Here is a 26,244-nt window from a genome sequence, read left to right on the forward strand (position 1 = left end):
GTCCGCCGCTCGTACCGGGCCGGGGCGGGCCCCGCCGCCGTGTACCCGAGACGTGCGGGGCCGGTGGCGGCCGGGGCGCCGGTGGTTCAGGAGAGCCAGTCGGCGTAGCGGGTGGGGGCGAGGCGGGCGTTCCTGTCGGTGAGGACATCGCCCCGGACGGCGGCGAACATGCCTGCGGAGGGGTCGGTGACGACGGTGCGGCCGTCGGACCTGTGGGACAGGGTGATCCGGCCCAGCTCGTCCAGGGGGAAGACCTCGGGGCCGGCGATGTTGCGGACGCCTCCCAGCGGGGCGCCCGCGGCGACCTCCGCCACGGCGTCGGCGACGTCCTCGGCGGCGATCGGCTGGATCGGCGTGGCGGGCAGCCGGACCGTGTCGGCGTCGGCGGTCCAGGACAGGACCGCGTCGACGAACTCCATGAACTGCGTCGCGCGGACGATGGAGTAGGGGATCGGTCCTGCCGCGAGGATCTCCTCCTGGAGCGCCTTGGCCCGGTAGTAGTCCAGCTCGGGCACCTGGTCCACGCCGACGATCGAGAGGATGACGAAGTGGCGGGCGCCGCCCTTGCGGCCCGCGGCGAGAAGGTTGTCCATCGAGGTCCGGAAGAAGGCGGCGGAAGCCTCGTCGAAGGTGGGGGAGTTCGTCAGGTTGACGATGACGTCGGCTCCCGCCACCGCCCGGTCCAGTCCCCGGCCGCTGATGACGTCGACTCCGGTGGACTGCGAGTGCGGCACCGCCCGGTGCCCGGCGGCGTTCAGCTTCTTGACGACCTGGGACCCGATCAGCCCGGTACCGCCGAGGACCGCGATTTCCATGACATGCCCTTCATCAGGAGGTGTATATCCGCAATATGGCATATGGCACCTCTGTGGGCGGTGTATGCGGGCCGTCCTGACCACGGCCCGGTCCGGGACGTCGGCCTCGCACGCGCTTTTCTGCGGGCCGGCACCCGCGGCCGGAGGCGCGCGACGGGGGCGCGCCTCCGGGTCCGCGGGCAACGGGCGCGCAGCCGTGCGGCGCCGCGGTGGGGGAGAATCAGGAGGCGAGCCCGGCCAGTTCCGTACCGGCCAGCAGGAAGCCGCCCACTCCGAAATCCTTGGTGCTGTCGTAGGTGACGGGCTGGCTGGAATCGGGCCGGTCACCCACCCCCTGCACGTAGCCGAGGAAGCCGTCGGCGTGGACCGCGGTCGCCACCATCCCGTTCCAGGCGCGCGCGGCCACCGGGAGGTAGGTGTCCCGGTCCACCAGTCCCGAGCCGACGGCGTAGGCCGTGCCGTAGGTGAAGAAGGACGTGCCGCTGGTCTCCGGGCCCGGGAAGTGGTCGGGGTCCGCCAGGTTGACGTTCCAGAACCCGTCCTCGCGCTGGATCGGTGCGAGGGCCGCCACCAGCCGCGCCAGTGTGTCGCGGTACTCCGGCACCTGGTCGGCGTCGGCCGGCAGGGCCTTGAGCGTCTTCACGTGCCCGCCGGCGACCCAGCCGTTGCCGCGCGACCACACCACCGGCTTTCCGTTCGGCGACTGGATCCCACCGGGCAGGAAGTTGTCGTCGCGGTACCACAGCCCGGTCGCCGGGTCGTACAGGCCGGGGCCGCCCTGGGCGTTCTTGGTGTGGTCGTACAGCCTGTGGAGCTTGTCCCAGAACGCGGTGTCCTCGCGCAGCCGTCCGAAGCGCGCGAACGGCGGCATGCCCATGTGCAGGGCGTCGTCCCACCACCAGTCGTCGTTCTTGTCCGGCTGGTCCGTGAGCATGTGCCGCAGCGTCTCCTCGGCCGCGGCGATCTTCTGCTCGTCGGGCTCCACCTCGTACAGGTCCAGGTAGACCTGGATCGCGGTGTGGTTGTCGGCGTTGCGGGTGGTGGTGCCGCCCGAGATGCCGTACGAGTGCTGCTCGGCCCAGTCGCGCGCGTAGTCGAGGTAGCGGCCCTCCCCGGTGAGGCGGTGGAGTGCCATCAGGCCGCTGTAGAACGTCGCACGGGCCCAGCCGTTGTCGCCTGAGCCGTTGGAGGAGATCCAGTGGTCGGCGACGCGCCGCAGGACGTGCGTGATCTCGGCGCGGGAGGGCAGCCGGTCGGACGGGGGTTCGGCCGCCGAGGCACTGCCGCGGACACCCGGGAGTCCACCGAACACCGGCACCGCAACGGCCAGCGCGGCCCCGCTGAGAAGTAGCCGTCGTCTATCCATGTGCATCACCTTCCTGGTGGGGGACCACACATCATGAAGGTCTGTACCTTTGCGCGTCCATGGTGCGGTGGCTACTGATCCCGGATGGGATGCGGTCGCGGCGCGTCCTGGGCTGATTCATACAGGTACGTAGAGTTCAAGCATGTGGATGGCCCGGTGGGGGAAGCGTGCGTGCCGTGAGCTTTCGGCACCACTTCCGCTCGCACGGGCGCTCGGCCGCCGTGATCGGCGGGGCAGGGAGGGTGTGCAGCCGCCGTGAGGGGCCGGGCGGCCATTGGCCGTGCGCCGCCAGGCGCGTCGGGCCGCCCCTGATCGCGTGCCGTCAGGAGCCCGGCCGCCCCCGGCCGCTGGACGCGGGCCGGACCGTGTCGGGCGTTGGACGCGGGCCGGACCGTGCCGGGCGGTCCGCGTGACGGTGGGCGCCGACGACGGGGCGGCTGCCGACCGGAGGCGACTGTTAGCCTGCGGCCGTTCGCATCGCAGACGATCGGAGTGCGCCATGGCGACTGGGGTGTGGCCCGGGGACGGGATACGTACTGCCGACCGCGCCTGGCGGTGGGCGGCCTTCCTCGTCGTCATCGCCGACCTCGCGCTGACCGCGTTCGAGATCCGGCACTACAGGGCCGCGTATGACGACTGCGGTCTCGACCGCCACGCCTGCCGTCAGGGAGTCACCCACCATCTGGACGGCTCGCACACCTGGATGGTGATCGCGGCGGTGCCCCTGATCGTGGCCCTCTTCCTGCCCCTGAAGCAGAGGACGACGCCTTGGCGGATCGCTTGCGTGGCCGTCCTGGCGCTGTGCTTCCTGGCCCGGCTGATCCTGATGGCGTCCACCTGATGGCGTCCACGCCGAAGGCGCCCGCCTGAGGGCGACCAACTGGGGATCACCGTCCGAAGACGGCCGGCCGGGCACCCGCCGTTCCGCGCCTGCCGCCGGCCTGGTGCGACGGTCCACCGGTCCGTGCGGGGGCTGCCGCACGGACCGGTGGCGGGCCGACCGTCATCTGACGCGCCGGGCCACGGAGGCCAGCAGTGTCCGAAGTTCGCTGACGGCGGGCCCGCTTGGCAGCGTGTCCAGGCAGGAGTGGGCGCGGGCGAGGTGCCGATCGGCCTCCTCCAGGGTGGCGCTGCGGCCGCCGGCCTCCTCGATGAGCGAGGCCGCGCGGCGGACGGCGCAGTCCTCGGACGGACCGGCGTCCAGCAGTGCGGCGAGCCGGCCGGCGGCGGGACCCCGGGGGCCGGATGGTGCGGCCCCCAGGGCGGCCAGTACGGGGAACGTCTTCTTGCCGCTGCGCAGATCGCTGTGCACGGGCTTGCCGGTGACCGCCGGATCTCCCCAGATGCCGAGCAGATCGTCGACCGCCTGGAAGGCGATGCCGAGGTGGCGGCCCGCGCGCCCGAGGGCGTCGGACACCTCCCGCGGTGCACCCCCGAGCACGGCACCGAGCGCCGCCGCGCATCCCAGTAGCGCGCCGGTCTTGTGCTCGGCCATCGCCCGGTACTCGTCGAGGGCGACGGCACCGGGGCCGGTCCAGGGGCGGGTGGCGAACAGCAGGTCGTCCGCCTGGCCGCGGACCAGGTCGTTCAGTGCCGCCGACAGGCACCGGACGGCGGCGGGGCCGTGCGGTCCCGGCGCGTCCGCGAGAGTCTCCACGGCGAGCGCGAACAGGGCGTCGCCCGCGAGCACGGCGGGCCCGGTGCCGTACGCCTTCCACACGGCCGGGCGGCGCCGCCTGGTGTGGTCGCCGTCCATGATGTCGTCGTGCAGCAGGGTGAACGTGTGGATCAGCTCCACGGCCACCGCCGAGGCGACGCCCGTCCGCTCCCGCGCCCCCGCCGCACGGGCGCACAGCACGGCCAGGGCTTCCCGCAGCCCCTTGCCGCCGCCGTCCACCGAGGGCGCCCCGCCCACCTCGCACCAGCCCAGCGAGTACGAGGCCATCTCGCCCGGCCAGGGATGCAGCCGCCCGATCGCCGCCGTCAGCGCAGGACGCACGGACTCGCGGCACCGCCGCAGGATCTCCGCGGCGCCGGTACCGTCGGGCGCCGCCGCGGGACGCTCCGCCGCGGACAGTGCCGTCATCGCCCTGCCTCCGAGCCCTTGCCGCCGCCCACGCCGACCCCGGCGGCCACCGCCTCGCGCGGGGGCTCCGCCTCGATGCCCAGCTCGCTCTGTGCGCGCGAGACCATCCGCCGGGCGTGGCGGAGCCCGATCCGCTCCAGGTCCCCGGCCAGTTCGGCGAGGTCCGCGGCGGTCTTCGCGCGGTCCCGGCCCAGCCGTGCCAGCGACTTGACGAGGCCCAGCCGGGCCAGCGCCGTGCCGCGCGGCTCGTCCATGGTGCGGAACTCGTCCAGTGCCTGGGTGTAGAGGTCGCGGGCCTGCGCGTAACGACCCGCGCGGTAGAGGACGTTGCCGCGCATCTTGTGGTTGTAGGCGAGAGCGCTCGACAGGTTCATCCGGCGGCAGGTCGCCTCCGCCTCGGACAGCAGCTCCAGGGCCCGCTCCGTGGCACCGTCGCGGGCGGAGAGAATGTCGGCGAGCCCGCGCAGCGCCCAGGCGTGGCCGCGGCGGTCGTCGGCGCGCCGGGCTATCCCGGCCGCCTCCTCGAACATCGCGTACGCGGTGTCGTACGCACCGTTGTTGCGGTGCATCTGGGCGATGCCCTCGAGGGCCCAGACCGTGTGGCGTGCCTCGCCGCGCTTGCGCGCCTCGGCAAGGAGCTGTTCGTGCAGGGCACCCACTGCCGCGTAGTCGCCCTGGATGCGGCCCGTCTCGGCCATGCCCGCGAGGGAGTAGCCGCGCACGACGATGTCGCCGCCGCGCTCGCCGAGCTCCGCCGCGAGGCCCAGCAGCCGCCAGGCCAGCGCCAGCGCGCCGCGCTGCCTGGCCAGTGTGCCGCCGCTCCACAGTGCCCAGGCCATCGCTCCCAGGTCCTCGGCCTCGCGGGCCGCCCGGTAGCTCGCCCGCCAGGCCCGCTCGGCGTCCGCCACGTGCCCGAGGCGCCGGTGCGCCTCCGCGACGGCCAGACCTGAGCGCGCCGCCTCGCCCCGGGACCCCGACCGCTCGGCGGCGCGCAACTGCTCGGTGCCGGCGGCCAGCACGTCGACCAGTGAGGAGTTCACGGACAGGGTGGTCAGGGCGCCCTGGTACTCCGGGGCGAATGCCTTGCCGTACATGTCTGCCTTCCGTCTGCTGTGCGATCCGGTCCCGCAGGCCGAGGAGCCGGCACAGCACGCCACGGCGTGCATCAGCCGCCCCCGCTCGACTATGCACTGTGAGTATACATACGAGTTATAGTTCGTCGGCCGGGTCGTATGGCCTCGTCAGGGGCGTGGATATGGGTCCGAGGGCGCATACGAAGGCGTGTGCGAGGGCGCACGGACAACCGGCCCGCACCGCTTCGGCCGACCGCTCAGTCGGGGTCGCCCGCCGTTCCCGGTTCGCCCGGTTCGCGCGGTTCGCCCGGGGCGCCCGGGCCCGCCGGGGTCGGTGTCTCCCATGCCCTGCGCAGGCTGTCCGCGGGCGTGGTGTACTCGGGCAGTCCCGCGAGGGCCTCGACGTCCGTGGGCCGGTAGGCGGTCGGGCCGTTCCACTCCAGCAGCAGTACGGTGGCGTCGTCGTTGAGGTGACCCTGGTGGTGCTGGAGGTGGTGGCGGATCAGGCGGCGCAGGGTCTCGGGGACGGACAGGCCGGTGGAGTGGTGCCGGGTGAGGAAGCCCGTGAAGCGGTCCAGGCCGAACTCCTCGCCCTGCCGGTTGCGGGCCTCCGTGATGCCGTCGGTGTAGAGCAGCAGCCGGTCCCCGGGCTCCAGCCGGGAGTGGCACAGCTCCGCCGGCAGGCCCAGGTCGGTGCCCATGGGCGGCGCGGGCGGGCAGCGCAGGGGGAGGGCGGTGCGGCCCCTGCGGAGGATCACGGGCGGATGGTGGCCGTGGTTGGTCCAGGTGAGCTCGCCGGTGCAGGTGTTCAGCTCGGCCAGGATGCCGGTGGCGTAACGGCCGCCCCCGAACTGCTCGGTCAGGGCCCTCTCGACCGCCTGGGCGGCCTCCAGGAGCCCGGTGTCCTGGCGCCGGTGGCTGCGGGACGCGGCCACGGCGAGGCTCGCGGTCAGACCGGCGGCCGTGTCGTGGCCCATGGCGTCGAACAGGCTCAGGTGCACGACGTCCCCGGCCACGCCGTAGTCGAAGACGTCGCCGCTGACCTCGTAGGCGGGTTCCATGACGGCGCTGATCAGCACCCGGTCGGTGGCGAAGGTGCGCGGCGGCATCAGGCGCCACGCCATCTCGGCGGCCACGTTCATGCCGCGGCGGCGCACCAACTGCGCGTACGAGTCGCTGCTGCCCTGCTTGCTGACCAGCAGCAGGGCGATCAGCCCCGCCAGGTTGCGCAGTTGCTGCGCGGCCTGGGCGTCGTCGCTGATGTCGGTGTCGGCGGTGACACGCAGGACACCGAGGCGTTCCGTGCCGTCCAGCAGCGGCACCCACCACCGGCGCGCCGCCGGCTCCTCGGCCAGGGGTTCGCCCGAGTCCGCGACGATCCGGCCCAACTGGAAGGCCTGTCCTGCCGCCGTGCCCTCCACCGGGAGCGACCGGGCCCGCTCCTCGCCCCGGCCCGACGTCTTCCGGTCCCCGGCCTTCCGGTCCCCGGCGTGCCGGCGCCCGCCGCCCTGGCCCCCGTCGTCCTGTCGCCCACCGCCTTGGTGCTCGCAGCCTCGGCGTTCGGTGCCGGTGCCGTCGGCGCCCAGCAGCGAGAGCACGGTCTGCTGGAGGTCGACGACGTAGACGAGCACCTCGGGCCACCCGGCGCGCGGAGTGTGCTCGGCGAGCATCTCCGGCAGTTGTTCCAGTGTGATCACCGGGCTGGCGGTGATGAGGTCGCCCAGCATCCGTCCGTGGTCGGCAGCTCTGGGCATCCGGGCTCCCTTCCTCACCGGTGGGGACGGCATGCTGCACCCGTCCCGCGGCCACGGCGGCCCGTGCCGTCCCCGGGCCGTGCGCACCAGGCGGCCCACCCGCCGACCACGTGACGTACCCGCAGCCGACCCGCCCCTCACGCCGACCCGCCCGCCTACGCCCGAACGGGCGCCCGCGCGGGGGCCGTCTGCCCCAGTCCCGCCAGGACCGGATCCGGCCTCCTCCTTGACCCGAGTCGCCCGGGCCGGTATCAACATCCCGCGCCGCAGGGCGGATCCGGGACCGGTCGGGGAGCCGGGCCGACGCGCCCGCGGCCGAGACAGGGGCGCGGACCGGGGCGGGCGCGGCGCGAGGCGCCGAGGGCGGATGGCATGTCCACACGCAGGACACGCGGCAGGGCGCGGCCCCGGGGGACGCGCCACTAAGGGCGGGACCGTGCGACGGCCGCCGAGCCCGCCCGGCGCACCCGCGCCGCGGCCCGCGCCCTGGCCGCCGCCACCGCACTGCTCGCCGCGGCCTGCGTGTCGTCCTCCAGCGCCGGTTCATCGCCGGCATGCTGAGCGGCGCCGTCAAGGAGTGAGCCCGCGACCCCGGTCGCCCCGGGCCCGGCCTCGGGCCCCGGGGGCGGCCGCGGCACCTGGGGCAGGGCGGTCGCGGCTCCCTGCCCGTACGGGCCCCGGTCCGCCGCGAGCGGGGGCGGGCCCGCTCCGGCCCGCCCCGGCACGTTCCTACTTGAACCCGACCGGCGCGTGCGGCACGTACGGGGCCTCCAGGTACGCGGCCTCCTCGTCGTCGAGCACCAGGTCGACGCCCGCCACGAGGTCGTCCAACTGCTCGGGCCTGGACACACCGATGATGGGGGCCGTCACCACCGGATTGCGCAGCACCCACGCCAGTGCCACCTGGGCCGGCGCCACACCGCGCCGTCCCGCGAGCTCGATGACCCGCTCGGTGATCACGCGGTCGTCCTCGCCGTACAGCGTCTTGCCGAACTCGTCCGTCTCGGAACGGGCGGTGGCCGTGTCCCACTGCCGCGTGAGGCGGCCGCGTGCCAGCGGGCTCCAAGGGATGACGCCGATGCCCTGGTCGGCGCAGAGCGGCAGCATCTCGCGCTCCTCCTCGCGATGCAGGAGGTTGTAGTGGTTCTGCATCGACACGAAACGCGTCCAGCCGTGCAGGTCGGCCAGGTACAGGGCCTTGGAGAACTGCCAGGCGTGCATCGACGACGCGCCTATGTAGCGGGCCTTGCCGGCCTTCACCACGTCGTGCAGGGCCTCCAGCGTCTCCTCTATCGGCGTCTCGTAGTCCCACCGGTGGATCTGGTAGAGGTCGACGTGGTCCACCTGGAGCCGCCGCAGGCTGTTGTCCACCTCGGTGAAGATCGCCTTCCGGGACAGGCCCCCGCCGTTCGGCCCCGGCCGCATCCGGTTGTAGACCTTCGTCGCCAGCACCACGTCGTCCCGGTGGATGCCGAGGTCGCGCAGCGCACGGCCGACGATCTCCTCGCTGGAGCCGTCGGAGTAGGTGTTGGCCGTGTCGAGGAAGTTGATCCCGGCGTCCAGCGCCTTGCGGATGATGGTGCGGCTGTCGTCGTCGCCGAGCGTCCAGTCGTGGTTGCCCCGCGTGGGGTCACCGAAGCTCATACAGCCCAGGCTCAACGCCGAGACCTGCAGGCCGGTCGATCCCAGTCGTGTGTAGCGCATGCCGGTGTGCTCCTAGCATCGAGGGAGGCGAGTGGCGTCCTGCCCATCCGGCAGAGCCGGTGCCGTCCAGGCGGGTGACACCGGCATACTGCACGGTACGTACGGCGCATGGTAGCCGTCGAGATCCACAGCACCGACGGGCCCCCTGGGGGTCTCAGCCCCCGTCGTCCTCATCGCCGTCCGCGCCGTCGTCCGCGTCCTGGTCCGCCTCGTCGTCCTTTCCGCGGTTCGCGCGGTCGTCCGGACGGCCGCCGCCGCGGTCCCGGTCCCGGCCGTCCGGACCGTCGGCCCGCCGGCCCCGGCTGTCGTCCCTGCCGGCCCCGTCCTCGCCGTGCTCACGGCCGCCGCCCTCCTCGCCCGTGCCGTCTCCGGCGGCCCGCCCGGCCGCCCCCTCGTCCAGGTCGCCGTCCTCACGCTCGGCCCTGCTCGCCCGCCGGTGGCGGAGGATGCGGCGGGCGAGCAGGGCGGCCACGACGACCGCGGTGGCGGTGAGCAGCCACACCTCGGACTGCTGGATCGCCGGATACAGGGCCGAGATGTGCTGTCCCGCCAGATAGCCGAGGGAGACCCAGGTGGCCACCCACAGGACGGCCCCCAACGCGTTGTAGGCGAGGAAGCGCGGCCAGGGCATCCGTGCGATGCCCGCGATCAGGCCGTTGGCCTCCCGCAGGCCCTCGATGAACCGGGCCACCACGATGACCTTGCCGCCGTGGCGGGTGAAGAAGCCCTCGGCCTTCGCCACGCGGCGCGGCGGCAGGAAGACGTAGCGGCCGTAGCGCGCGACCAGCCTGCGGCCGGCGGTCCGGCCGATCAGATACCCGATGTTGTCGCCCACGACGGCGGCGAGCCAGGCCACGGCCGCCACACCGAAGACGTTCAGCCGTCCCGCCCCGGCGTAGACGGCCGCGACGATCATGACCGTCTCGCCCGGCAGCGGAATGCCGAAGTCCTCCACGCCCACCAGCGCGCCGACCGCCAGGTAGCCCCAGTGGTCCAGAAGCGGTGCGAGATCGGCCAGGACACCAGGGAGGGGCGGCATCCCCGCCATGGCCATCTCCTCGAAGAAAGGGGTCAGTGCGTGCACCGGCCGGTCCGCACGGCCGTCGCCGGCCGGGCCCGGCCGAATCGGCCGGTCCGCGCACCCGCAGCCGGCGCGGCCCGCCCACGGCGGTGCCGCGCGCCAGGGCATCGCGGCCGACCTATTACGGTACCTCGCTCCGCACCGGACACCCGGTCCGGCAGACCCCGGCGCCACCCGCTGCCACTCCGAGGGGTCCAGCTCCGGGCCCCAGGTCCGGGGCCGGGCGGTCGGTCCCGCGCCGGACGCGGTTGTCGCACCAGGCGCGCCACGTGACACTGGGTCCGGGGCGGACGTCCGGTCCGCCGTCACCGCGCCGACCGGTGCCCGAGGGCGGCCGTGCCGTCCGTGGCCTCCCCGGCCGCGCGGCGGGCGTCGCGCAGGGGAGGACGACGAGATGGTGACGATCACCGACGCCAGGTCGGGCAGACGGCGCCCGGTGGGTTCGGCCCGGCACGGACTGATCCGGATCTGCGAGCACCTGGCACTGCCCGACGGTGCCCCCGGGATCGCGGACATGCGCGTCATCGTCGTCGGCGACGTGCTGCTGCGCGCCGTCGAGCGCGGCGGCAGGCAGGCCGCCCTGGTGTGGAGTGTGCCGGAGGGCGCCCCGGCCGCCGCCCCTGCGGGGTTCCACCGTCTGGTGGCCGCCCTGGGCGCCCATCCGCCCTCCGACATCGTCCCGGAGCCGGGTGTCGAGGCGGCTCTCGGCGGCGCGCCGGACGTCCGGGTGGGACCGGCCCCCCGGCCGGACGGCGCGCCGGACGCCTGGCTCAGGACCGGTCCCGTGACGGCCCCGGCCCTTGCACCGCCGGAGGAGGAGGGCAAGGACCTGCTGGCGCTGAGGCTGGCCCTGCTCGCGCTGCCGCACGCCGACCCCGCCTCGCTCCCGCCCGACTCGCTGGCGGCCGCCGACCGGCAACTGCGCCGGTGGCGGGCGCTGACGGCCCGCTGGGCGGACAGTCCGTCCCGCCCCGTCCCCGCCGGCCTCCGGCGGCAGGCGGACGCCTGCGTCGCCGACGGCCTGGACACGCCCGCGGTGCTGGACCTGATGGGCGCCGTCGCGCGCGGCGACGAGCTGCCCGACGGCGCGAAGTTCGAGGCGTTCGCCCTCCTCGACGGCGTCCTCGGGCTGGAACTGGCCCGGGACGTCGGCCGCGGGGTGCCGACCGGGGACCCGGCGGACTGAGGGGCCGCGGGAGGGGGCCGGAGGTCCGGGGAGACGGTGTCCGCGGGCCCCGGCTGACGGGCCGCGCCGTGGGCGGTGGCCGAGGGGCTCGACCTGGCAGGAGCCGGCCCGCCCCCGTCCCCGGGACGGCCGGCGCGGCACCCGGTCACAGGGCGCACTGCCGTGGAAACCGGTGGATCCCGCTTACGTATCGTGTGCCGATGTCGCATGGTGTTGTCCATGCCGCCGAGGGGCTGCCGAGGGAGTGGTGGGGCGTGGGCGAGCCGTCGGACGCGGCCGGAGGGCCGGGGGAACTGCGGCGCCGGCTCGGGGTGCCGGACGCGGTGGTGATCGGCCTCGGGTCGATGATCGGCGCGGGGATCTTCGCGGCGCTCGGCCCAGCGGCACGCGCGGCCGGCTCCGCGCTGCTGCCCGGCCTCGCCCTGGCCGCCGTCGTCGCCTACTGCAACGCCACCTCCTCGGCCCGGCTCGCCGTCCGCCATCCGGCCTCCGGCGGCACCTATGTCTACGGCGGTGAACGGCTCGGCCCGTTCTGGGGCTACCTCGCCGGGTGGGCCTTCGTGACGGGCAAGACCGCCTCCTGCGCGGCGATGGCGCTCACCGCGGGTGCCTACGTGTGGCCGGGCCAGGCGCACGCGGTCGCGGTGGCCGCGGTGGTGGCGCTCACCGCGGTGAACTACACCGGCGTCCAGAAGTCGGCGTTGCTCACCCGTGCCCTGGTGGCCGCGGTGCTGGCCGTGCTCGGCGCGGTCGTGGTCGCCGCGCTGAACTCCGGCGCCGCGGACGCCGCGCGGCTGGACATCGGTCCTGACGGCGACTTCCCCGGCGTGCTCCGAGCGGCGGCGCTGCTCTTCTTCGCGTTCGCCGGCTACGCGCGCATCGCCACCCTGGGCGAGGAGGTGCGCGATCCGGGGCGCACCATCCCCAGGGCCATCCCGCTCGCGCTCGGCATCACCCTCTTCGTCTACGCGGCCGTGGCCGTCGCCGCCCTGGCGGTGCTCGGCCCGGGGGGCCTCGCGGGCTCCGGGGCGCCGCTGTCGGACACCGTCAGGGCCGCGGGCGCCGGCGAGCTGACGCCGGTGGTGCGCGCCGGAGCCGCCGTGGCCGCGCTCGGCTCGCTGCTGGCCCTGATCCTGGGCGTCTCGCGGACCACCCTGGCCATGGCGCGGGACCGGCATCTGCCGCACGCACTGGCCGCGGTCCATCCGCGCTTCGGGGTGCCGCACCGCGCCGAGCTGGTGGTGGGGGCGGCGGTGGCGGTGCTCACCGCTGTCGCCGACGTGCGCGGGGCGATCGGCTTCTCCTCGTTCGGGGTGCTGGCCTACTACGCCATCGCGAACGCGTCCGCGTGGACCCTGCCGGCTGCCGGACGCCGAGGCGCCCGTCTCGTACCGGTGGTCGGACTGGCGGGCTGCCTGGCCCTGGCCTTCGCCCTGCCGCTTTCCTCGGTGCTCCAGGGCGCCGCGGTGCTCGCCGCGGGGGTCGCGGTCTACGCCGCGCGCCGCAGGGCAGCCGCCCGCCGGGCCCCGTAGCGGAGTACGGCGTCGCCGCTCGCGCAGAAGGGTGCGGCGCACCCGCTCACCGCGGCCCTGTGCCGTGCGCCCGCTTCCCGCAGGCCGGCCCCGCGGACGGATCAGCGGACGGAACCGCGCGGCGCCTCACGCCGAGGAGCGGCCGAGGATCTCGCGGGCCAGCTCGGCCAGTGCCCTGCGGTCCGCCGCCAAGGCGCGCCGGCCCTCCTCGGTCGCGCGGTACAGGCGCCGGATCCTGCCGTCCACCGTGCGCTGCTCGGACACCAGCAGCCCGTCGGCCTCCAGCCGGTGCAGTGTCGGATACAGCGTGCCGGGGCTGATGCGATGGCCGTGCCGGGCCAGTTCCCCGGTGATCCACGCACCGTGGATCTCCCCTTCGGCCGCGTGGTGCAGGATGTGCGACCGCACCGCACCCCGCTGGAACTCCCGCACCCCTGTACCTCCGTGCCCGGCAACCAGTGACGGAACCGATATCGGGTGCCGATCCTACGCCGCTCCGGCCGGACGCCTCCGCACACCGCTCGGGCCGCCCCGCCTCCACCGGCCCCGGCGGCCCGCCCGGAGGCAGGGCCGGCGCCTCGGTGGGAGGTGCGGCCGCCGTCCACCAACGGCGTCGTGCCGTGGTCGTCGGCCGCGCCGTCCCCAGTCAGGAACACCACCCGCCGCGGCCACCTCCGCCGGTGTGGAGGCACGGCGCGAGGGAACGGCGGGAACCAACCGCTCCACCGTGCCGCCGTTCGCCGCGACGTGCTCGGTGAGGGTCGGGCCGGGGGCGACCGGCCTGACCCGCACCCCCGCCGGACCGTCTTCGGCCGCCCAGGACCGGGTCACCGAGTGGACGGTGGGCTTCCTGGCGCCGTAGAGGACCGAGCCGGCGATGCCCACCTCCCCGTTGATCGACCCGATGTCCACTTGATCGACCCGATGTGCGCTGCCGCGCCGCCACCCGCTGCGGCCATCGCGTGCGCGCGGTTCCGCCGGCCGGGTGGGGGGACCGTCCGCGGGCGCGGTGCCGTCAGCCGAGCGCGGTGGTCCGCCGGCGCGCCCCGGCATCGTGGGCGTGTTTGGCTGAGGGGATGAGTGTTCACGTCGGCACCTCGGGATGGCAGTACAAGGACTGGCGGGGCGTCCTGTACCCCGCGGGGACGCCCCAGCGGCTCTGGCTGGAGGAGTACGCGGAACGGTTCGCCACGGTCGAGCTGAACAACGCCTTCTACCGGCTGCCTGACCACCGAACGTTCGCCGACTGGCGGGACCGTACGCCCGAGGGCTTCGTCATGGCCGTCAAGGCGAGCCGCTACCTCACCCACATCAAGCGGCTGCGCGAGCCACAGGAGCCGGTGCACAGGCTGATGAGCCGAGCCGAGGGCCTCGGTGACCGGCTCGGTCCCGTGCTCCTGCAACTCCCGCCGAACCTGACCGAGGACGCCGCACTGCTCGACGCGTGCCTGCGCTGCTTCCCGGCCACCGCCAGGGTGGCGGTCGAGACACGGCACCCGTCCTGGGACACCTCCCGTGTCCGCGCAGTCCTGGAGGCCCGCGGTGCCGCACTGTGCTGGGCCGACGCCCGTTCGCGGCCGGTCACCCCGCTGTGGCGGACCGCGGACTGGGGCTATCTGCGCCTGCACGAGGGCCGTGCCCGGACCTGGCCGCGCTACGGCCGCCAGGCGCTGGGCTCCTGGGTCCGGCGGATCGCCGACACCTGGCCGGACGGCGCCGATGTGTACGTGTACTTCAACAACGACCCGGGTGGCGCCGCGGTCCACGACGCGAGGGCCTTCGCCCGTGCCGCCGCGGCACGTGGCAGCACGGTGAGCCGCGTCCCCTGACGCCCCGTCCCCCTGCTTCGGACCCGGAGAGCCGGAGAGCCGGAGAGCCGGAGAGCCCGGGATCCCGAGAGCCCGAGTGTCGGAAAAGTCAGAAAGTCGGAAAGTCGTGGAGAGTCCCCCCGCGGAGAAACCGTGAGGACACCGGCGCCCTGACGATGCTCGCCGTCGTCGCCGCCGCACTCGGGCTGCCGCTGCACCGCATCGAACGCGGTGGCGGCACGCCGCACGTCGGCCCCCGCTCCGGGCGGCGTCGCGCCGGCGCCGCCCGCCGGGGCGGACGCGGGTGCGGCGGGCCGGTGGCGAAGGACTAGAGTGACGGCGTGTCGGTTCCTGGGTTGATTCGTATTGTCTCGCGTGATTCGCCGATGGCGTTGGCGCAGGTGGAGCGGGTGCGTGCGGAGCTCACGGCCCGCCATCCCGGTCTGGTGACGCAGGTCGTCCCGGTCAAGACGACCGGGGACAAGTGGATGGGCGCCCTGTCGCAGGTCGAGGGGAAGGGCGCCTTCACCAAGGAGGTCGACGCCGCCCTGCTGGCCGGGCAGGCGGACCTCGCCGTGCACTGCGTCAAGGACGTCCCGGCCGACCGCCCCCTGCCGGCAGGCACCGTCTTCGCCGCGTTCCTCAAGCGCGACGACATCAGGGACGCGCTCATCGACCCCGAGGGCCGCACCCTCGACCAGCTCCCGGCCGGCACCCGCATCGGCACCTCCTCGGTGCGCCGCCGCGCCCAACTGGCCGTGCTGCGGCCCGATCTGCAGTACGTGCCGATGCGGGGCAACGTCGGCCGCCGTCTGGAGCGCCTCAGGGCCGGCGACGCGGACGCCCTGATCCTGGCCGCCTGCGGCCTGGACCGCCTGGGCCACCGCGCGTTGGCCAGCGATGTGCTCTCGCCGGAGCTGATGATGCCACCGGTCGGCGCCGGTGTCCTCGCGTTGCAGTGCCGCGAGGACGACACCACGCTGATCGACACCGTCAGCGAACTCAACGACTCGGCGACCCACCGCGAGACGACGGCGGAACGCATGCTCCTGCACGTCCTGCAAGGACACTGCAACAGCCCCATCGCCGGCTACGCCCGCACCGGCCCCGACGGCAACCTCTCCCTGCGCGCGTGCGTCTTCAGCCCGGACGGCAAGACGGTCCTGCCCGCCCACGAGTGGGCCGGCCGGCTCGACCCGGCCACCCTGGGCACCTCCGTGGCCGTCGCCCTGCTGCGCCAGGGCGCCCGCGACCTGATCGACTCCATCGATCACTGACCCGCGCAGCCGGAACCCGCCCGGCGCCCCGTGCCGCCCCGTCCGGCTGAAAGCGCCGTGACCGGCCCGTTCGAGGTTTCCCGGAAGGCATCCGCCGGGGGACGGGGCACAGTGTTCTGGTCAGGGCGGGTCCCCGGCCGGTCCCGGCGGCACCGCGTCCGCCCGGGCCCGCCCGCCGAGACATCCCCGTGCGGTTCCCGGGAGGATGCCGACCGGCCCGCCGGCCGTGGTGGACCGGCTCGCGGCGGTCCGCCTTCAGCGCCCGCCGAGGGGGGCCCGCGTCTGCCCGGGTGCGCGGGACGGCCAGGCCGGCCACGGCGCTTGCCGCCCGGCCCGCGGACGGATTCCTTGCCGATTCGGCAAGGTGCTGTGTGCCGACGACTCCGGCCTGCATGATCGTTCCAGCGGGTCGTACCCGTGGCCGTGCGCGGCGCAGGGCCGTGCGGCTGCCTCGCGGCCGGACGGTTGCAGCTTGACCGTGCGCCGCGCCCCCGAACCGGACGCACTGCCCAGGGAGGACGTATGCGTCAGAACCCCGTAGCCGAGCCCGTCCACCGTCTGGTGCCCTCGCCTGCCGGGCGCCTCCACCTGGTGGAGCAGGGCGAGGGGCCGCTGGTCCTGCTCCTGCACGGGTTCCCGGAGTCCTGGTACGCGTGGCGGCACCAACTGCCGGTGCTGGCGGCGGCCGGTTACCGGGCGGCCGCCGTCGACGTGCGCGGCTACGGACGCTCGTCCAGGCCGGACGCGGTCGGCGCCTACCGGATGCTCGAACTGGTGGAGGACAACGCCGCCGTGGTGCACGCCCTCGGCGAGCGCTCCGCGGTGCTCGTCGGGCACGACTGGGGTGCCACCATCGCGGCGACCTCGGCCCTGGTCCGGCCCGAGGTCTTCCGTGCGGTGGCCCTGCTGAGCGTGCCGTACACACCGCCGGGCGGCCCGAGGCCCAGCGAGGTCTTCTCGCTGATGGGCGGCCAGGACGAGTTCTACGTCTCCTACTTCCAGTCGCCCGGCCGGGCCGAGGCGGAGATCGAGCCCGATGTGCGCGGCTGGCTGGCCGGCTTCTACGCCGCCCTGTCCGCGGACACCATGCCAGGCCCCGAGGCGCCGGACCCGCACTTCGTCAGCCCCGGCGGAAGGCTGTGCGACCGGTTCCCGGCGGGCCCGCCGCCCGCCTGGCTCGGCGAGCACGATCTCGACGTCCAGGCCGGCGAGTTCGAACGCACCGGGTTCACCGGCGCCCTGAACCGCTACCGGAACATGGACCGGGACTGGGACGACCTGGCCGGCCTCGCGGGTGCCCCGCTCACCCAGCCGTCCCTGTTCGCGGGCGGTGCCCTCGATGCCTCCACCACCTGGCTCACGGCCGCCATCGAGGCCTACGGCACCACACTGCCCGGCCTCATGGGTGCGCACCTCCTCGACGGCTGCGGCCACTGGATCCAGCAGGAGCGTCCTGAGGAGGTCAACCGTTTGCTGGTCGACTGGCTCGCCGCACTGCCCACCTGACGGCAGATCCCTCGCCTACCCCGGTCCGCGGCCCCGGCCCGGGGGCACGGCGCGGGGGCACGGCGCGTGCCGGATTCCTCTCCGCTCCGGGGGCCCGGGCCGCGTCCGCGTGCGTCCCGCGGGAATGCGCGGACGCCTGTCCGGCGCACCGCCAATGGTCTCAGCCAATGAACGGCGCATGAACCGACCCGTTTTCATTTCGCGAATTTGCTGAAGGTGAGGACGTGGTCGATTCACGGCCAGGATGTCTTGTGCATGCCAATAGCATCAAGTAACCTTCGGGACGCCTGGTACGGGAGATGGGGGCGTTCCTGCAGAGCCGTTCGTGCTCCGGGGAACGACATCGCGGGTGGTCACTGCGTTGACGGTGCAGCCGCTTTGTGTCCGTTGACAGCGAGGGGGGATCGCGATGGGGCCGACGGCGCGTGGTGAGAGCGCTCGGCGACGATAGCTCTGCACGGTTCATGACCTGAGCACCCTCTGCGCGAGCAGGGGCATCGTGCTGGGCGTACACGGGCCTTCTTCTTGTGCCGGCAGCCTCCGCTGCCCGGTCGCCCTTGCCGTGGACCCGGCCGGCACCCCTTCTTGGCAGGGCATGCCGCCCGCCCCCGTACCCGAGTGAAATGCGCTCTCGGCACACCGCGACCAAAAGCGGATCGGGAGAGGTGCCGAAGTGAGCGCCGGAATTGAAAAAAGGAGAGAAGTTGAGACGCGGTAGAGCGAGATATATCCGTGTTTCGGTTGCCGGAGCCGTCGCGTGTGCGTTGGCTCTCGGTGTCGGTACCACCCAAGCCTATTCGAAGCCATTACCTCCCGGCGCCGCCAACGGATGGTCGACCCCGAAGGCGTCCGAGAAATCCGACGGAGCGGGGTCCGAGGCCAGACCGCATTCGGTTCCCGTGAAGAAGCGCGCCGAGATACTGGGCGACGACTACCGTTCCTCGTCCGACCGGGCGTTCACCACGTCGGGCGACGGCACGGGGTTCCATCTGCTGGTGGCCGACGAGAAGGACGGCTACCGGTGGAGGACGGCCGCGTCGCTGTCCGAGCCGGGCTTCGAGACGGACACCTGGATCGGCAACGCCTGCGTGACCGAATCCGGATCGTACGCCGCCGTGGCATACGCACCGCGTACGTTCACCAACAAGCCGGACCTGATGAGTCGCGGCGCGTTCACCGCGATCGTGAACCTCACCAGCGGTGCGGTGCGCAAGCTGCCCTTCCAGGCCACGCTCGGATACTTCTCGCCGGGCTGCGGCACCGGTGACGACGCGGTCTTCTCCCAGTTCTCCGACGAGAGCACGTCGAAGCGGAGCGAGACCCGGCTGGTGACCGCCGACGCCCGCACGGGCAAGGCGACGCACGCGACCGTGCCCGGCGAGGTCACCTCGGCGGTCCCGGTGGGCGACTCTATCGTCGCGGCGCGCGGCAAGCAGCTCGTGCGCATCGACGGGTCGGCCGTGAAGACGGTGGCCCCCACCCACGCCGTACCGTTCCAGCTCCAGCCGGACAGCAACGGCGGTGTCACCTTCATCGACCGCCTGCCCGTCGGGAAGAAGAACGCCAAGACCCCCGACCAGGCCGCCGTCTCCCACGTCGACGCGGGCGCGCTGCGCACCGCCGACGGCAGGGCGAGGGCGGCCCGGCTCGCCCAGGGCGCGCTCACCCGGTTCGACCTGGCCCGCACCCCCGGGGGGTCGGTGTACGTCACCGGCCAGGCCGGCACCACAGGAAAGCTGCCGGGCACGGTCCACAACCCGGGCGGGATCGACAAGGACGCCCGGATCTCCAGCCGCGGTGCCGCCGCGGTGTCGGTGGCGTGGGCGGACGGCAAGGACTCGCGGATCTCACAAGAGGAAGCCGTCTCCGCGCGCGCCGCCCGCATCACCCTGAAGGCCCTGGACACCGGCAAGACGACCGTGCTGGACGCCGAGCCGGGCGACCGCATCGGCAGCGCCGCCGTCCAGCGGTCCGCCACCGCGCTCAGCCCGTCCCTGGCCGGGTCGGCCTCGGGTGCCACCATCATGGCCGCGTCACCGGTCGACGAGGACCGCACGTGCTCGGTGCCGCGCAACGACCCGAAGAAGCAGGCGTTCCAGCCCACCCCGCGCCAGATCGAGTGGGCCGTGGACCAGGCCGTCGTCGGTACGCTCAACAAGGGCGCGACCCGCGCGGCGAACTGGAAGAACACCGGCATGTCCGGCTACGCGCCGCAGACCCTCTTCCCGCTCCAGTCGCTGAGCGGCGGCAGCGGCGCCGACTGGCACATCCCGGCCCAGGTGATGCTCGGCGTCACCGCGCAGGAGTCGAACATGTGGCAGGCGACCCGGTACGCCGTACCTGGCGTCACGGCGAACCCGCTGATCGGCAACTTCTACGGCACCGTGTACTCCTCCGACGGCACCCAGACGGACCCGTGGGCCATCGACTGGTCCAAGTCGGACTGCGGTTACGGCGTCACGCAGGTCACCGACGGCATGCGGCTGCCCGGCAAGGGCCAGCCGACGATGTCGACGACGCAGCAGGAGGCCGTCGCGCTCGACTACGCGGCGAACATCGCGGCCGGTGTGAACATCCTCGTCGAGAAGTGGAACCAGACCCGCGCCGACGGGATCATCATCAACGACGGCAACCCCAAGTACATCGAGAACTGGTTCGCCGCCCTGTGGTCGTACAACACGGGCTACCACCTGAAGGCGGACGCGGGCAGCAACTCCGGCAAGTGGGGTCTGGGGTGGACGAACAACCCGGCGAACCCGCTGTGGAAGGAGAACCGCACCCCGTTCCTGGAGAACGCCGCCGGCGGCGACGACTACAGCCACGCCGCACACCCGCAGGACTGGCCGTACGAGGAGAAGGTCGTCGGCTGGGCGGCACGGCCCATCTCGGCGATGTTCGGGCCCGGTGACTTCCAGCCCGGCTACCGCGCCGCGTGGTGGACCACCAACCTCGACCGCACCAACGCCAAGCCGCCCATCGGCCTGTTCTGCGACAGCAGCAACGACTGCGACCCGTCGAAGATCAGCACCGATGCCACCAACAACACCGGCGGCGGCCCCTGCCTGCTGCCCGGTGACCCGGACGAGTCGAACCCCTTGTACCTGAAGTGCTGGTTCACCAAGGCGGCCACCTGGAAGAACTGCACGTCCGGCGCACAGTGCGGCAACCCGATCCACCGGTTCGACGACACCTATCCCGAGCAGCCGGACGCGAACTCCTACCCGCCGCGGTGCTCGGCGGGCCTGCCTTCCGGCACGAAGATCGTCGACGACATCACCAGCGGCGTCACACCGGCCGGGTCCGCGAGCCGCTCCTGCGGCGCGATCTCGTCCTCGGGGACGTTCGGCTTCGACTTCGGCAGCGCCTCGTCCCGGATCGACCTGCACCAGATCGGCGCTGCCTACGGCAACCACTTCTGGTTCTCGCACACCAACAAGAGCGGATCGACCGACGCGAGCCGTCTGAAGGCCACCGGCACATGGACGCTCGGCACCTCGGACCGCGGCTGGATGCGGGTCTGGGTGCACCTGCCCGACCACGGAGCACACACCCGCCAGGCCATGTACACGGTCGGCGGTACGGACTCCACCAGCCCGCAGCGCGCCAAACCGCAGCGGGTGATGGAGAACAAGTGGGTCTCGCTCGGTGCGTTCGACTTCACCGGAACACCCACCGTCGCGCTGTCGAACGTGACGCAGGACGGCAAGGGCACGGAGGACGTCGCATGGGACGCCGTCGGCTTCCAGCCGCTGGGCGGCAAGCCCGCCAATGCGATCGTGGCCATGGGCGACTCCTACTCCTCGGGTGAGGGCGCCTCGGACAACGGCGGTGAGGACTACTACCCGGAGTCGGACTACTACGACTCCACGCAGCCCGACACCGAGGACAAGTGCCACCGCTCGAAGTACGCGTGGTCGCGCCAGGCCACCCTGCCGGGCAACACATCCTCGATCGGAGCGCAGGCGGACAGCGGCAACGCCAACCTGGACTACCAGTTCATCGCCTGCTCCGGCGCCCGCCACTACAACATCCTCCGCGAGGGCCAGAGCAGCGAACTGCCGCAGATCCAGCAGGGCTACCTCGACCAGAACACCACGCTGGTCACCCTGTCCATCGGCGGCAACGACGCCCGGTTCGCGGACATCATCCAGGAGTGCATCACGGCACTGACCGTGTGCAACGACAACTCCATCGACGCCGTCGACCCGGACACCGGGCAGAAGATCGACGGCCAGACGACCGGGTCGCTGGAGGACTGGGCGCCCACCTGGCTCCACGACCAGATCAGGCCGCGGCTTGCCACCACGCTCAACGAGCTCCACAAGCGTGCGCCGAACGCCAGGATCGTCCTCATGGGCTACCCCAAGCTCCTGGAGAACGACGGCCAGTGCATCATCGGCATCGGCACCGAGGAGGCGCCGTGGCTGAACGGCATGGCGGACACGCTGGCCACCGAGATGAAGGGAGCGGTCAGCGACGCCAACGCCCAGTACAACGCCAACGCCGTCTTCTCCGACCCGCGTGACGAGTTCGCCGGCAAGGCGATCTGCGGCGACCCGGAGGACGTCAACGGCATCGTGCTGTCCGGCCACTCGCAGGCGGACAACCGTGACTGGGACTGGCTGCCGGGCAACGTGGCGCCGTCCATGAAGTCCTTCCACCCGAAGATCCCGGGTGCGCGGCTGTACGCCGACAGCCTGGAGCACACCCTCCAGGGCAACTGATCCGCACGGCGGGCCCGCCGGCGCTCCACCGGGCGAGGTGCCGACCGGTGGCCGGCGGGCCCGCCACCGTGGGCGGGGGGCATGAGTACCCGTACTCATGCCCCCCGCCCACGCACCGTGAAAGGGTGACGGCATGACGAAGAGCAGGACGCTCCGCTCGGTGAAGGGCGTGGCCGTGTCCGCGGCCGCGGCGTTCGTCTGCTACTGGATCTGGTCCTCGGCCCGGGAGTGGGCGCAGGGCGTGGCGGCGGGTTCCGACGCCTTCCTCGCCGGCTCCCTGGAGTCCCTGCTCGCGGGGATCGCCGGTGTGGTGTCGATGCCGGTGCTGCTGTGGGCGGGGATGCGGGCCACCGGCGAGCGGGGCAACCACCTGCTGGTGGTGGCCGGTGCCGTGGTGTGGCCGTTCCTCGGCGGCCATCTGGTCGAGGACGGCGTCAACGGGGCGGGCACCACCGTGTTCCTGGTCCTGTTCGCGGTCCTCTGCGGCGCCCTGTCCCTGGTGGAGGTGCCCCGGCGGTGAGCACCGCCCCGGCGGCGCAGGCGCCCGGTGGGGCGCACCCGCCGGGCACCGCCCGCCACCCGGGCCGGGGCCGGCTCCGTCAGGCGGGCACGGTGATGGTCTTCAGCTCGACGTACTCGCCGAGGCCCACCGCGCCGTACTCGCGGCCCGTACCGCTGTGCTTGAACCCGCCGAAGGGCCCGTCGAAGCTGATCGGTGCGCCGTTCACGGTGAACGTGCCGGTGCGCACCCGCCGGGCGACGGACAGGCCGCGGGCGGCGTCGGCCGTCCACACACCACCGCTGAGGCCGTACTCGGAATCGTTCGCGATCCGCACGGCGTCGTCCTCGTCGTCGTAGGGGATCACGACGAGGACCGGCCCGAAGATCTCCTCCTGGGCGATCCGCATGGAGTTGTCGACATCGGCGAACAGCGTCGGTTTGACGTAGTTGCCCTGCTCCAGCCCCTCGGGAGACTCGGGACCGCCCGTGACGAGGCGGGCGCCTTCCTCGACGCCGAGGCGGATGTACGCGCGTACCCGCTCCTGCTGGTCGGCCCGTACGAGCGGACCGATGAAGGTGTCCTCCTGCGAGGGATCGCCCACCTTCAGACCCTCCAGGAGGTCCTTGAGCGCCGTGACGACCTCCTCGTAACGACTGCGCGGGGCGAGGACGCGGGTCTGGGCGATGCACGCCTCGCCGTTGTTCGCCAGGGACGAGTACTTCAGCGCGGGCACGGCCGTTTCGAGGTCGGCGTCGGGCAGGATGATCACCGCGGACTTCCCGCCCAGTTCCAGGCTGACCCGTTTGAGCTGTCCTCCCGCGACGGATGCGATGGAGCGGCCCGCGCGGGTGGAGCCGGTGAAGGCGATCTTGTCGATGCCGGGGTGCGCGACGAGGTACTCACTCGTCTCCCGGTCGGCGGGAAGGATGCTCAGCACACCTTCGGGCAGGCCCACCTCGTCGAAGAGGTCGGCGAGCAGCATCATGCTCAACGAGTTCTCGGGCGACACCTTCAGCACGACGGTGCACCCGGCGAGGAGGGCGGGGATCACCTTGGCCAGGGCCGCGGAGAACGGTGAGTTCCAGGGGATGACGGCCGCCACGACACCGGCCGGCTCCCGCCGGAGCACGCTCTGGAACGGGACGTCTGCGACGGACGGTTCGAGGACCTCTTCCCAGCCGAACTCGCGCGCCGCCTTGAGGTAGGCGAGCGCCTGCCGCCTGAGGCCCTGCTGTCCGGCCGTGTTGAACCAGCGCGGGTTGCCGCGCTCCTGTGTGATGAGCCGGGCGATGTCGTCGGCGTGTGCCTCGCGCAGCTCGTTGAACCGTGCGATCACGTCCTGCCGCTCCTTCGGGTCCGTGCGGGGCCACGGGCCGTCGTCGAAGGCCGCGCGGGCGGCCGCCACGGCACGGTCCACGTCTGCGGGCAGTGCCTGGGCGGCGCGGCCGATCAGCCGCTGGTCATGGGGGGAGTGGAGGTCGAGCAACGCGTCGCCGCTCGGGGCGGTCCACGTGCCGCCCAGGTAGAGCCGGTCACGAACGATCATGGTCATGGTCTGGTCTTTCCGGTACGGGGCGGACACCGAGCCGGCCGGTGAGCGGACGGCCCGGGTGTCCTGTGGTCAGGGCCCCGAGCGAGGCCCGGGGGCGGGGGAGGGCGGCCGCACCAGTGCGGCCACCTCGGTGTCCGCGAAGTCGGGGAGCCCCTCGCGGTCGGTGGACAGGCTGACGTCGCGCCACGCGGCGTCCTCGGCTGCGCGCGCCTCGGCGATACGCGGGGCGAGCCACACGGCGTCCGAACCCAGGAGCAGCCGGGCCGGCGGGTGCGGTTCCCCGGTCAGCCGCAACACGGCCCGGGCGATCCCGGCGGGGTCACCGCGCTGTACGTCGGGGTTGCGCTGGTAGGTGCGGGCGAAGCGGCCCACGGTCGGCTCGTAGTCCTCGTGCCAGCCGCCGGTCGGGATCGGCTCGTCGGCGAACGGCGTTCGGATGCCGCCGGGCTCCACAACGGTCGCGTGGATGCCGAGCGGCGCGACCTCGCGGCTGAGGATCTCGGAGAAGCCGCCCAGCGCCCATGCGGCGGTCTGGTACGCGCCGAGGCCGGGCTGCGCACGGCGGCCGCCGATCGTGGAGACCTGGACGAGGTGTCCCGAGCGGCGGGGCCGCATCACGGGCAGCGCGGCACGGACCATGTTGACCGCGCCGAAGAGATTGGTCTCGACGGTGCGGCGGAAGTCGTCCTCCGGCATGTCCTCGATGGAGCCGACGTCGCGACGGCCCGCGTTGTTGACCACCACGTCGAGCCCGCCGAAGGCGTCGACGGCGTACCGCACCGCCTCGCGTGCCGCCACCGGGTCGGTGACGTCCGACGGCATGGTGCGCAGCCGGTCGTCGTCGGCCGCGGCGCCGAGGTCCGCCAGCGCGTCCTCGCGCAGGTCCGTCGCCAGGACGCGGCAGCCGGCCCCGAGCGCGGTCCGGACCAGGTGGCGGCCCAGCCCGCCGGCCGCGCCCGTGATGAGCCAGATCTTCGTCATACGGAAATGCTATTGCTCTGTGGTCATGGAGGCAAGTAAGTGTCACGTCGATGTAGCAAATAGAGGAGTGGATCCGACTCACGAGCGACATCTCCGGGTGCAAACGCCCTGGTGAGCCCTGGACGGCGGTGTCTTCCGCCACATGAATGGTGCAGGTGCCAAGTAGACTCGGGCTCCATGAGAGCTGATGCCGCGCGCAACCTCGACGCCGTACTGCACACGGGCGCGCGTCTGCTGGCCGAGGACTCCGGGACGAGCATCGCCCGGATCGCCGCCGAGGCGGGCGTCGACCGGCGTACCGTCTACCGGCGCTTCACCACGAGGGAATCCCTGCTCGCCGCGGTCTACCAGGCCAAGCTGGACGCCTCGGAGGAAGCCCTTGACCAGGCCCGCCTCACCGAGGCGCCGGTCGCCGTGGCGCTGCACCGCTATGTGGAGTCGATCATCCCGGTCAGCCGCAGGTGGCCGCTGGACATCCGGCGCCTGATGCAACAGGACCCCGAGGCCCATGAGCGGGCGGAGGCGCAGCGGGCGCGCCTGGCCGCCTTCGTCCGCCGCGCGGCCGACGAGGGCCTCGTCCGCTCCGACCTGCCGGACGGCTGGGCCATGGCCCTGCTCGGCCGCCTGGTCGACAACGCGGCCCACGACTTCCTCGACCTCGCGCCCGGCCCCGCCGCCGATCTGGTCGTGGCCACCTTCCTCGAAGGGGTCGGCGGGCCGTCGTGAGGGTGTGCCCCGCGGTGGGCGCCTGCCGGGGGAAGGACCGCCCCTTGTGTCCCGCCCCGCGGGCGGGTCGCGCCGCCGGTGCCGGCCGAGCCGCCGTGAGGGCCTGTCCGTACGCGGGAGCACCGGGTGGTGGGATGCGCAGCCCGGCCGCCTCGGCCCGCACCGCCCCGGGGCCGCCGCGCCCGGCGGGGGCATCGCTCGGCCCTGGTCACGGCCGGCAGCGCATCGGGCTCCCTGCGCGGCTGTCCACAGCGGCCGACCGCGACGTGCGGGCGGTGTGCGGAGCGGGGTGTACGCGCTGCTTGTGTGAGGGTTGGTCGCCGCCTCCGATGGGTGTGGAGGCTGTGTGAACGCTCACATGTTCGAGCATAGCCTCCGTTGCCGGGGTCACAAGATCAGTGCGTCGCGGGGACCTCTCGCGGATCGCCCAACTCCCTGCAGTAAAGGGGGAGTTGGAATGACACGATCTTTCAGGAGCAGGACATGGACTTCGGTGTCGGCGTCAGCGTTTTTGTGGCTATTGCAGCTTGCATAGGTATCTTCTGATCGGATGAGTCGCTCTGTGTGATGC

At 73.2% G+C, this 26,244-nt stretch carries 20 protein-coding genes; 9 read left to right on the forward strand and 11 right to left on the reverse strand.

From position 1 onward, the window contains the following. Positions 1-86: 86 nt before the first annotated feature. Together IE313_RS22385 and IE313_RS22390 are read right to left on the reverse strand one after the other, a co-directional pair. The gene (locus IE313_RS22385) at positions 87-815 is read right to left on the reverse strand and encodes an SDR family oxidoreductase (RefSeq protein ID WP_189935029.1); all 729 of its coding nucleotides are present in this window, start codon (positions 813-815) and stop codon (positions 87-89) included. Between the two features lie 220 nt (positions 816-1,035). Next, positions 1,036-2,181 (reverse strand): glycoside hydrolase family 88 protein, encoded by a 1,146-nt coding sequence (locus IE313_RS22390; protein WP_229924855.1) that lies wholly within the window; start codon positions 2,179-2,181, stop codon positions 1,036-1,038. Between the two features lie 499 nt (positions 2,182-2,680). Here IE313_RS22390 and IE313_RS22395 point away from each other — a divergent pair, with 499 nt between their 5' ends. Further along, positions 2,681-3,022, forward strand: coding sequence for a hypothetical protein (locus IE313_RS22395; protein ID WP_189935033.1), 342 nt, complete (start codon positions 2,681-2,683; stop codon positions 3,020-3,022). 162 nt (positions 3,023-3,184) lie between these two features. Here the strand turns inward: IE313_RS22395 and IE313_RS22400 are convergent, their stop codons facing one another. From IE313_RS22400 to IE313_RS22420, 5 genes are all read right to left on the reverse strand, one after another. Next, complete coding sequence (locus tag IE313_RS22400) at positions 3,185-4,267, reverse strand: polyprenyl synthetase family protein (RefSeq protein WP_189935035.1); 1,083 nt, start codon at positions 4,265-4,267, stop codon at positions 3,185-3,187. Next, positions 4,264-5,361 carry a tetratricopeptide repeat protein gene (locus IE313_RS22405; protein WP_189935037.1) on the reverse strand — a complete coding sequence of 366 codons (1,098 nt, stop codon included), beginning with the start codon at positions 5,359-5,361 and terminating at the stop codon, positions 4,264-4,266. The genes IE313_RS22400 and IE313_RS22405 overlap by 4 nt, the downstream gene beginning before the upstream one ends. A 236-nt stretch (positions 5,362-5,597) precedes the next feature. Next, the gene (locus IE313_RS22410) at positions 5,598-7,094 is read right to left on the reverse strand and encodes a PP2C family protein-serine/threonine phosphatase (RefSeq protein ID WP_229924856.1); all 1,497 of its coding nucleotides are present in this window, start codon (positions 7,092-7,094) and stop codon (positions 5,598-5,600) included. A gap of 729 nt (positions 7,095-7,823) precedes the next feature. Continuing rightward, positions 7,824-8,798, reverse strand: a complete 975-nt coding sequence (locus tag IE313_RS22415; protein WP_189935038.1) for an aldo/keto reductase — start codon at positions 8,796-8,798, stop codon at positions 7,824-7,826. A gap of 154 nt (positions 8,799-8,952) precedes the next feature. Then, the gene (locus tag IE313_RS22420; protein ID WP_229924857.1) at positions 8,953-9,882 is read right to left on the reverse strand and encodes a DedA family protein; all 930 of its coding nucleotides are present in this window, start codon (positions 9,880-9,882) and stop codon (positions 8,953-8,955) included. Between the two features lie 391 nt (positions 9,883-10,273). Here IE313_RS22420 and IE313_RS22425 point away from each other — a divergent pair, with 391 nt between their 5' ends. Together IE313_RS22425 and IE313_RS22430 are read left to right on the forward strand one after the other, a co-directional pair. Beyond that, a complete protein-coding gene (locus IE313_RS22425; protein ID WP_189935040.1) occupies positions 10,274-11,065 on the forward strand; it encodes a hypothetical protein in 792 nt (263 codons plus the stop codon). A 200-nt stretch (positions 11,066-11,265) separates the two neighbouring features. After that, positions 11,266-12,597 carry an APC family permease gene (locus IE313_RS22430; protein WP_373317038.1) on the forward strand — a complete coding sequence of 444 codons (1,332 nt, stop codon included), beginning with the start codon at positions 11,266-11,268 and terminating at the stop codon, positions 12,595-12,597. Positions 12,598-12,723: 126 nt separating this feature from the next. Here IE313_RS22430 and IE313_RS22435 read toward each other — a convergent pair whose 3' ends face one another. Both IE313_RS22435 and IE313_RS22440 read right to left on the reverse strand, forming a co-directional pair. After that, positions 12,724-13,029, reverse strand: coding sequence for an Rv3488 family transcriptional regulator (locus IE313_RS22435; protein WP_189935042.1), 306 nt, complete (start codon positions 13,027-13,029; stop codon positions 12,724-12,726). Between the two features lie 54 nt (positions 13,030-13,083). Continuing rightward, on the reverse strand, positions 13,084-13,650 hold the full coding sequence (locus tag IE313_RS22440; RefSeq protein ID WP_229924858.1) for an SDR family oxidoreductase: 567 nt from the start codon (positions 13,648-13,650) through the stop codon (positions 13,084-13,086). A gap of 23 nt (positions 13,651-13,673) precedes the next feature. On the opposite strand from IE313_RS22440, the gene IE313_RS22445 reads away from it, so the two are divergent. From IE313_RS22445 to IE313_RS22465, 5 genes are all read left to right on the forward strand, one after another. Next, the gene (locus IE313_RS22445) at positions 13,674-14,426 is read left to right on the forward strand and encodes a DUF72 domain-containing protein (protein ID WP_189935046.1); all 753 of its coding nucleotides are present in this window, start codon (positions 13,674-13,676) and stop codon (positions 14,424-14,426) included. Between the two features lie 320 nt (positions 14,427-14,746). Continuing rightward, positions 14,747-15,682, forward strand: a complete 936-nt coding sequence (hemC, locus tag IE313_RS22450) for a hydroxymethylbilane synthase (protein WP_189935048.1) — start codon at positions 14,747-14,749, stop codon at positions 15,680-15,682. A 522-nt stretch (positions 15,683-16,204) separates the two neighbouring features. Continuing rightward, a complete protein-coding gene (locus IE313_RS22455; protein WP_189935050.1) occupies positions 16,205-17,188 on the forward strand; it encodes an alpha/beta fold hydrolase in 984 nt (327 codons plus the stop codon). A gap of 899 nt (positions 17,189-18,087) precedes the next feature. Continuing rightward, positions 18,088-21,912, forward strand: coding sequence for an SGNH/GDSL hydrolase family protein (locus IE313_RS22460; RefSeq protein WP_229924859.1), 3,825 nt, complete (start codon positions 18,088-18,090; stop codon positions 21,910-21,912). A 133-nt stretch (positions 21,913-22,045) separates the two neighbouring features. Then, a complete protein-coding gene (locus IE313_RS22465) occupies positions 22,046-22,432 on the forward strand; it encodes a hypothetical protein (protein WP_189935052.1) in 387 nt (128 codons plus the stop codon). Between the two features lie 79 nt (positions 22,433-22,511). Here IE313_RS22465 and IE313_RS22470 read toward each other — a convergent pair whose 3' ends face one another. Together IE313_RS22470 and IE313_RS22475 are read right to left on the reverse strand one after the other, a co-directional pair. After that, a complete protein-coding gene (locus IE313_RS22470; RefSeq protein WP_189935264.1) occupies positions 22,512-23,960 on the reverse strand; it encodes an aldehyde dehydrogenase in 1,449 nt (482 codons plus the stop codon). A gap of 75 nt (positions 23,961-24,035) precedes the next feature. Further along, positions 24,036-24,947 (reverse strand): SDR family NAD(P)-dependent oxidoreductase, encoded by a 912-nt coding sequence (locus IE313_RS22475; RefSeq protein WP_189935054.1) that lies wholly within the window; start codon positions 24,945-24,947, stop codon positions 24,036-24,038. 177 nt (positions 24,948-25,124) lie between these two features. Between IE313_RS22475 and IE313_RS22480 the strand changes: the two genes are divergently transcribed. After that, positions 25,125-25,673, forward strand: coding sequence for a TetR/AcrR family transcriptional regulator (locus IE313_RS22480; protein ID WP_189935057.1), 549 nt, complete (start codon positions 25,125-25,127; stop codon positions 25,671-25,673). The last annotated feature ends 571 nt before the right edge of the window (positions 25,674-26,244 follow it).

Source organism: Streptomyces sulfonofaciens (assembly GCF_014656295.1).
Classification (GTDB): Bacteria; Actinomycetota; Actinomycetes; order Streptomycetales; family Streptomycetaceae; genus Streptomyces; species Streptomyces sulfonofaciens.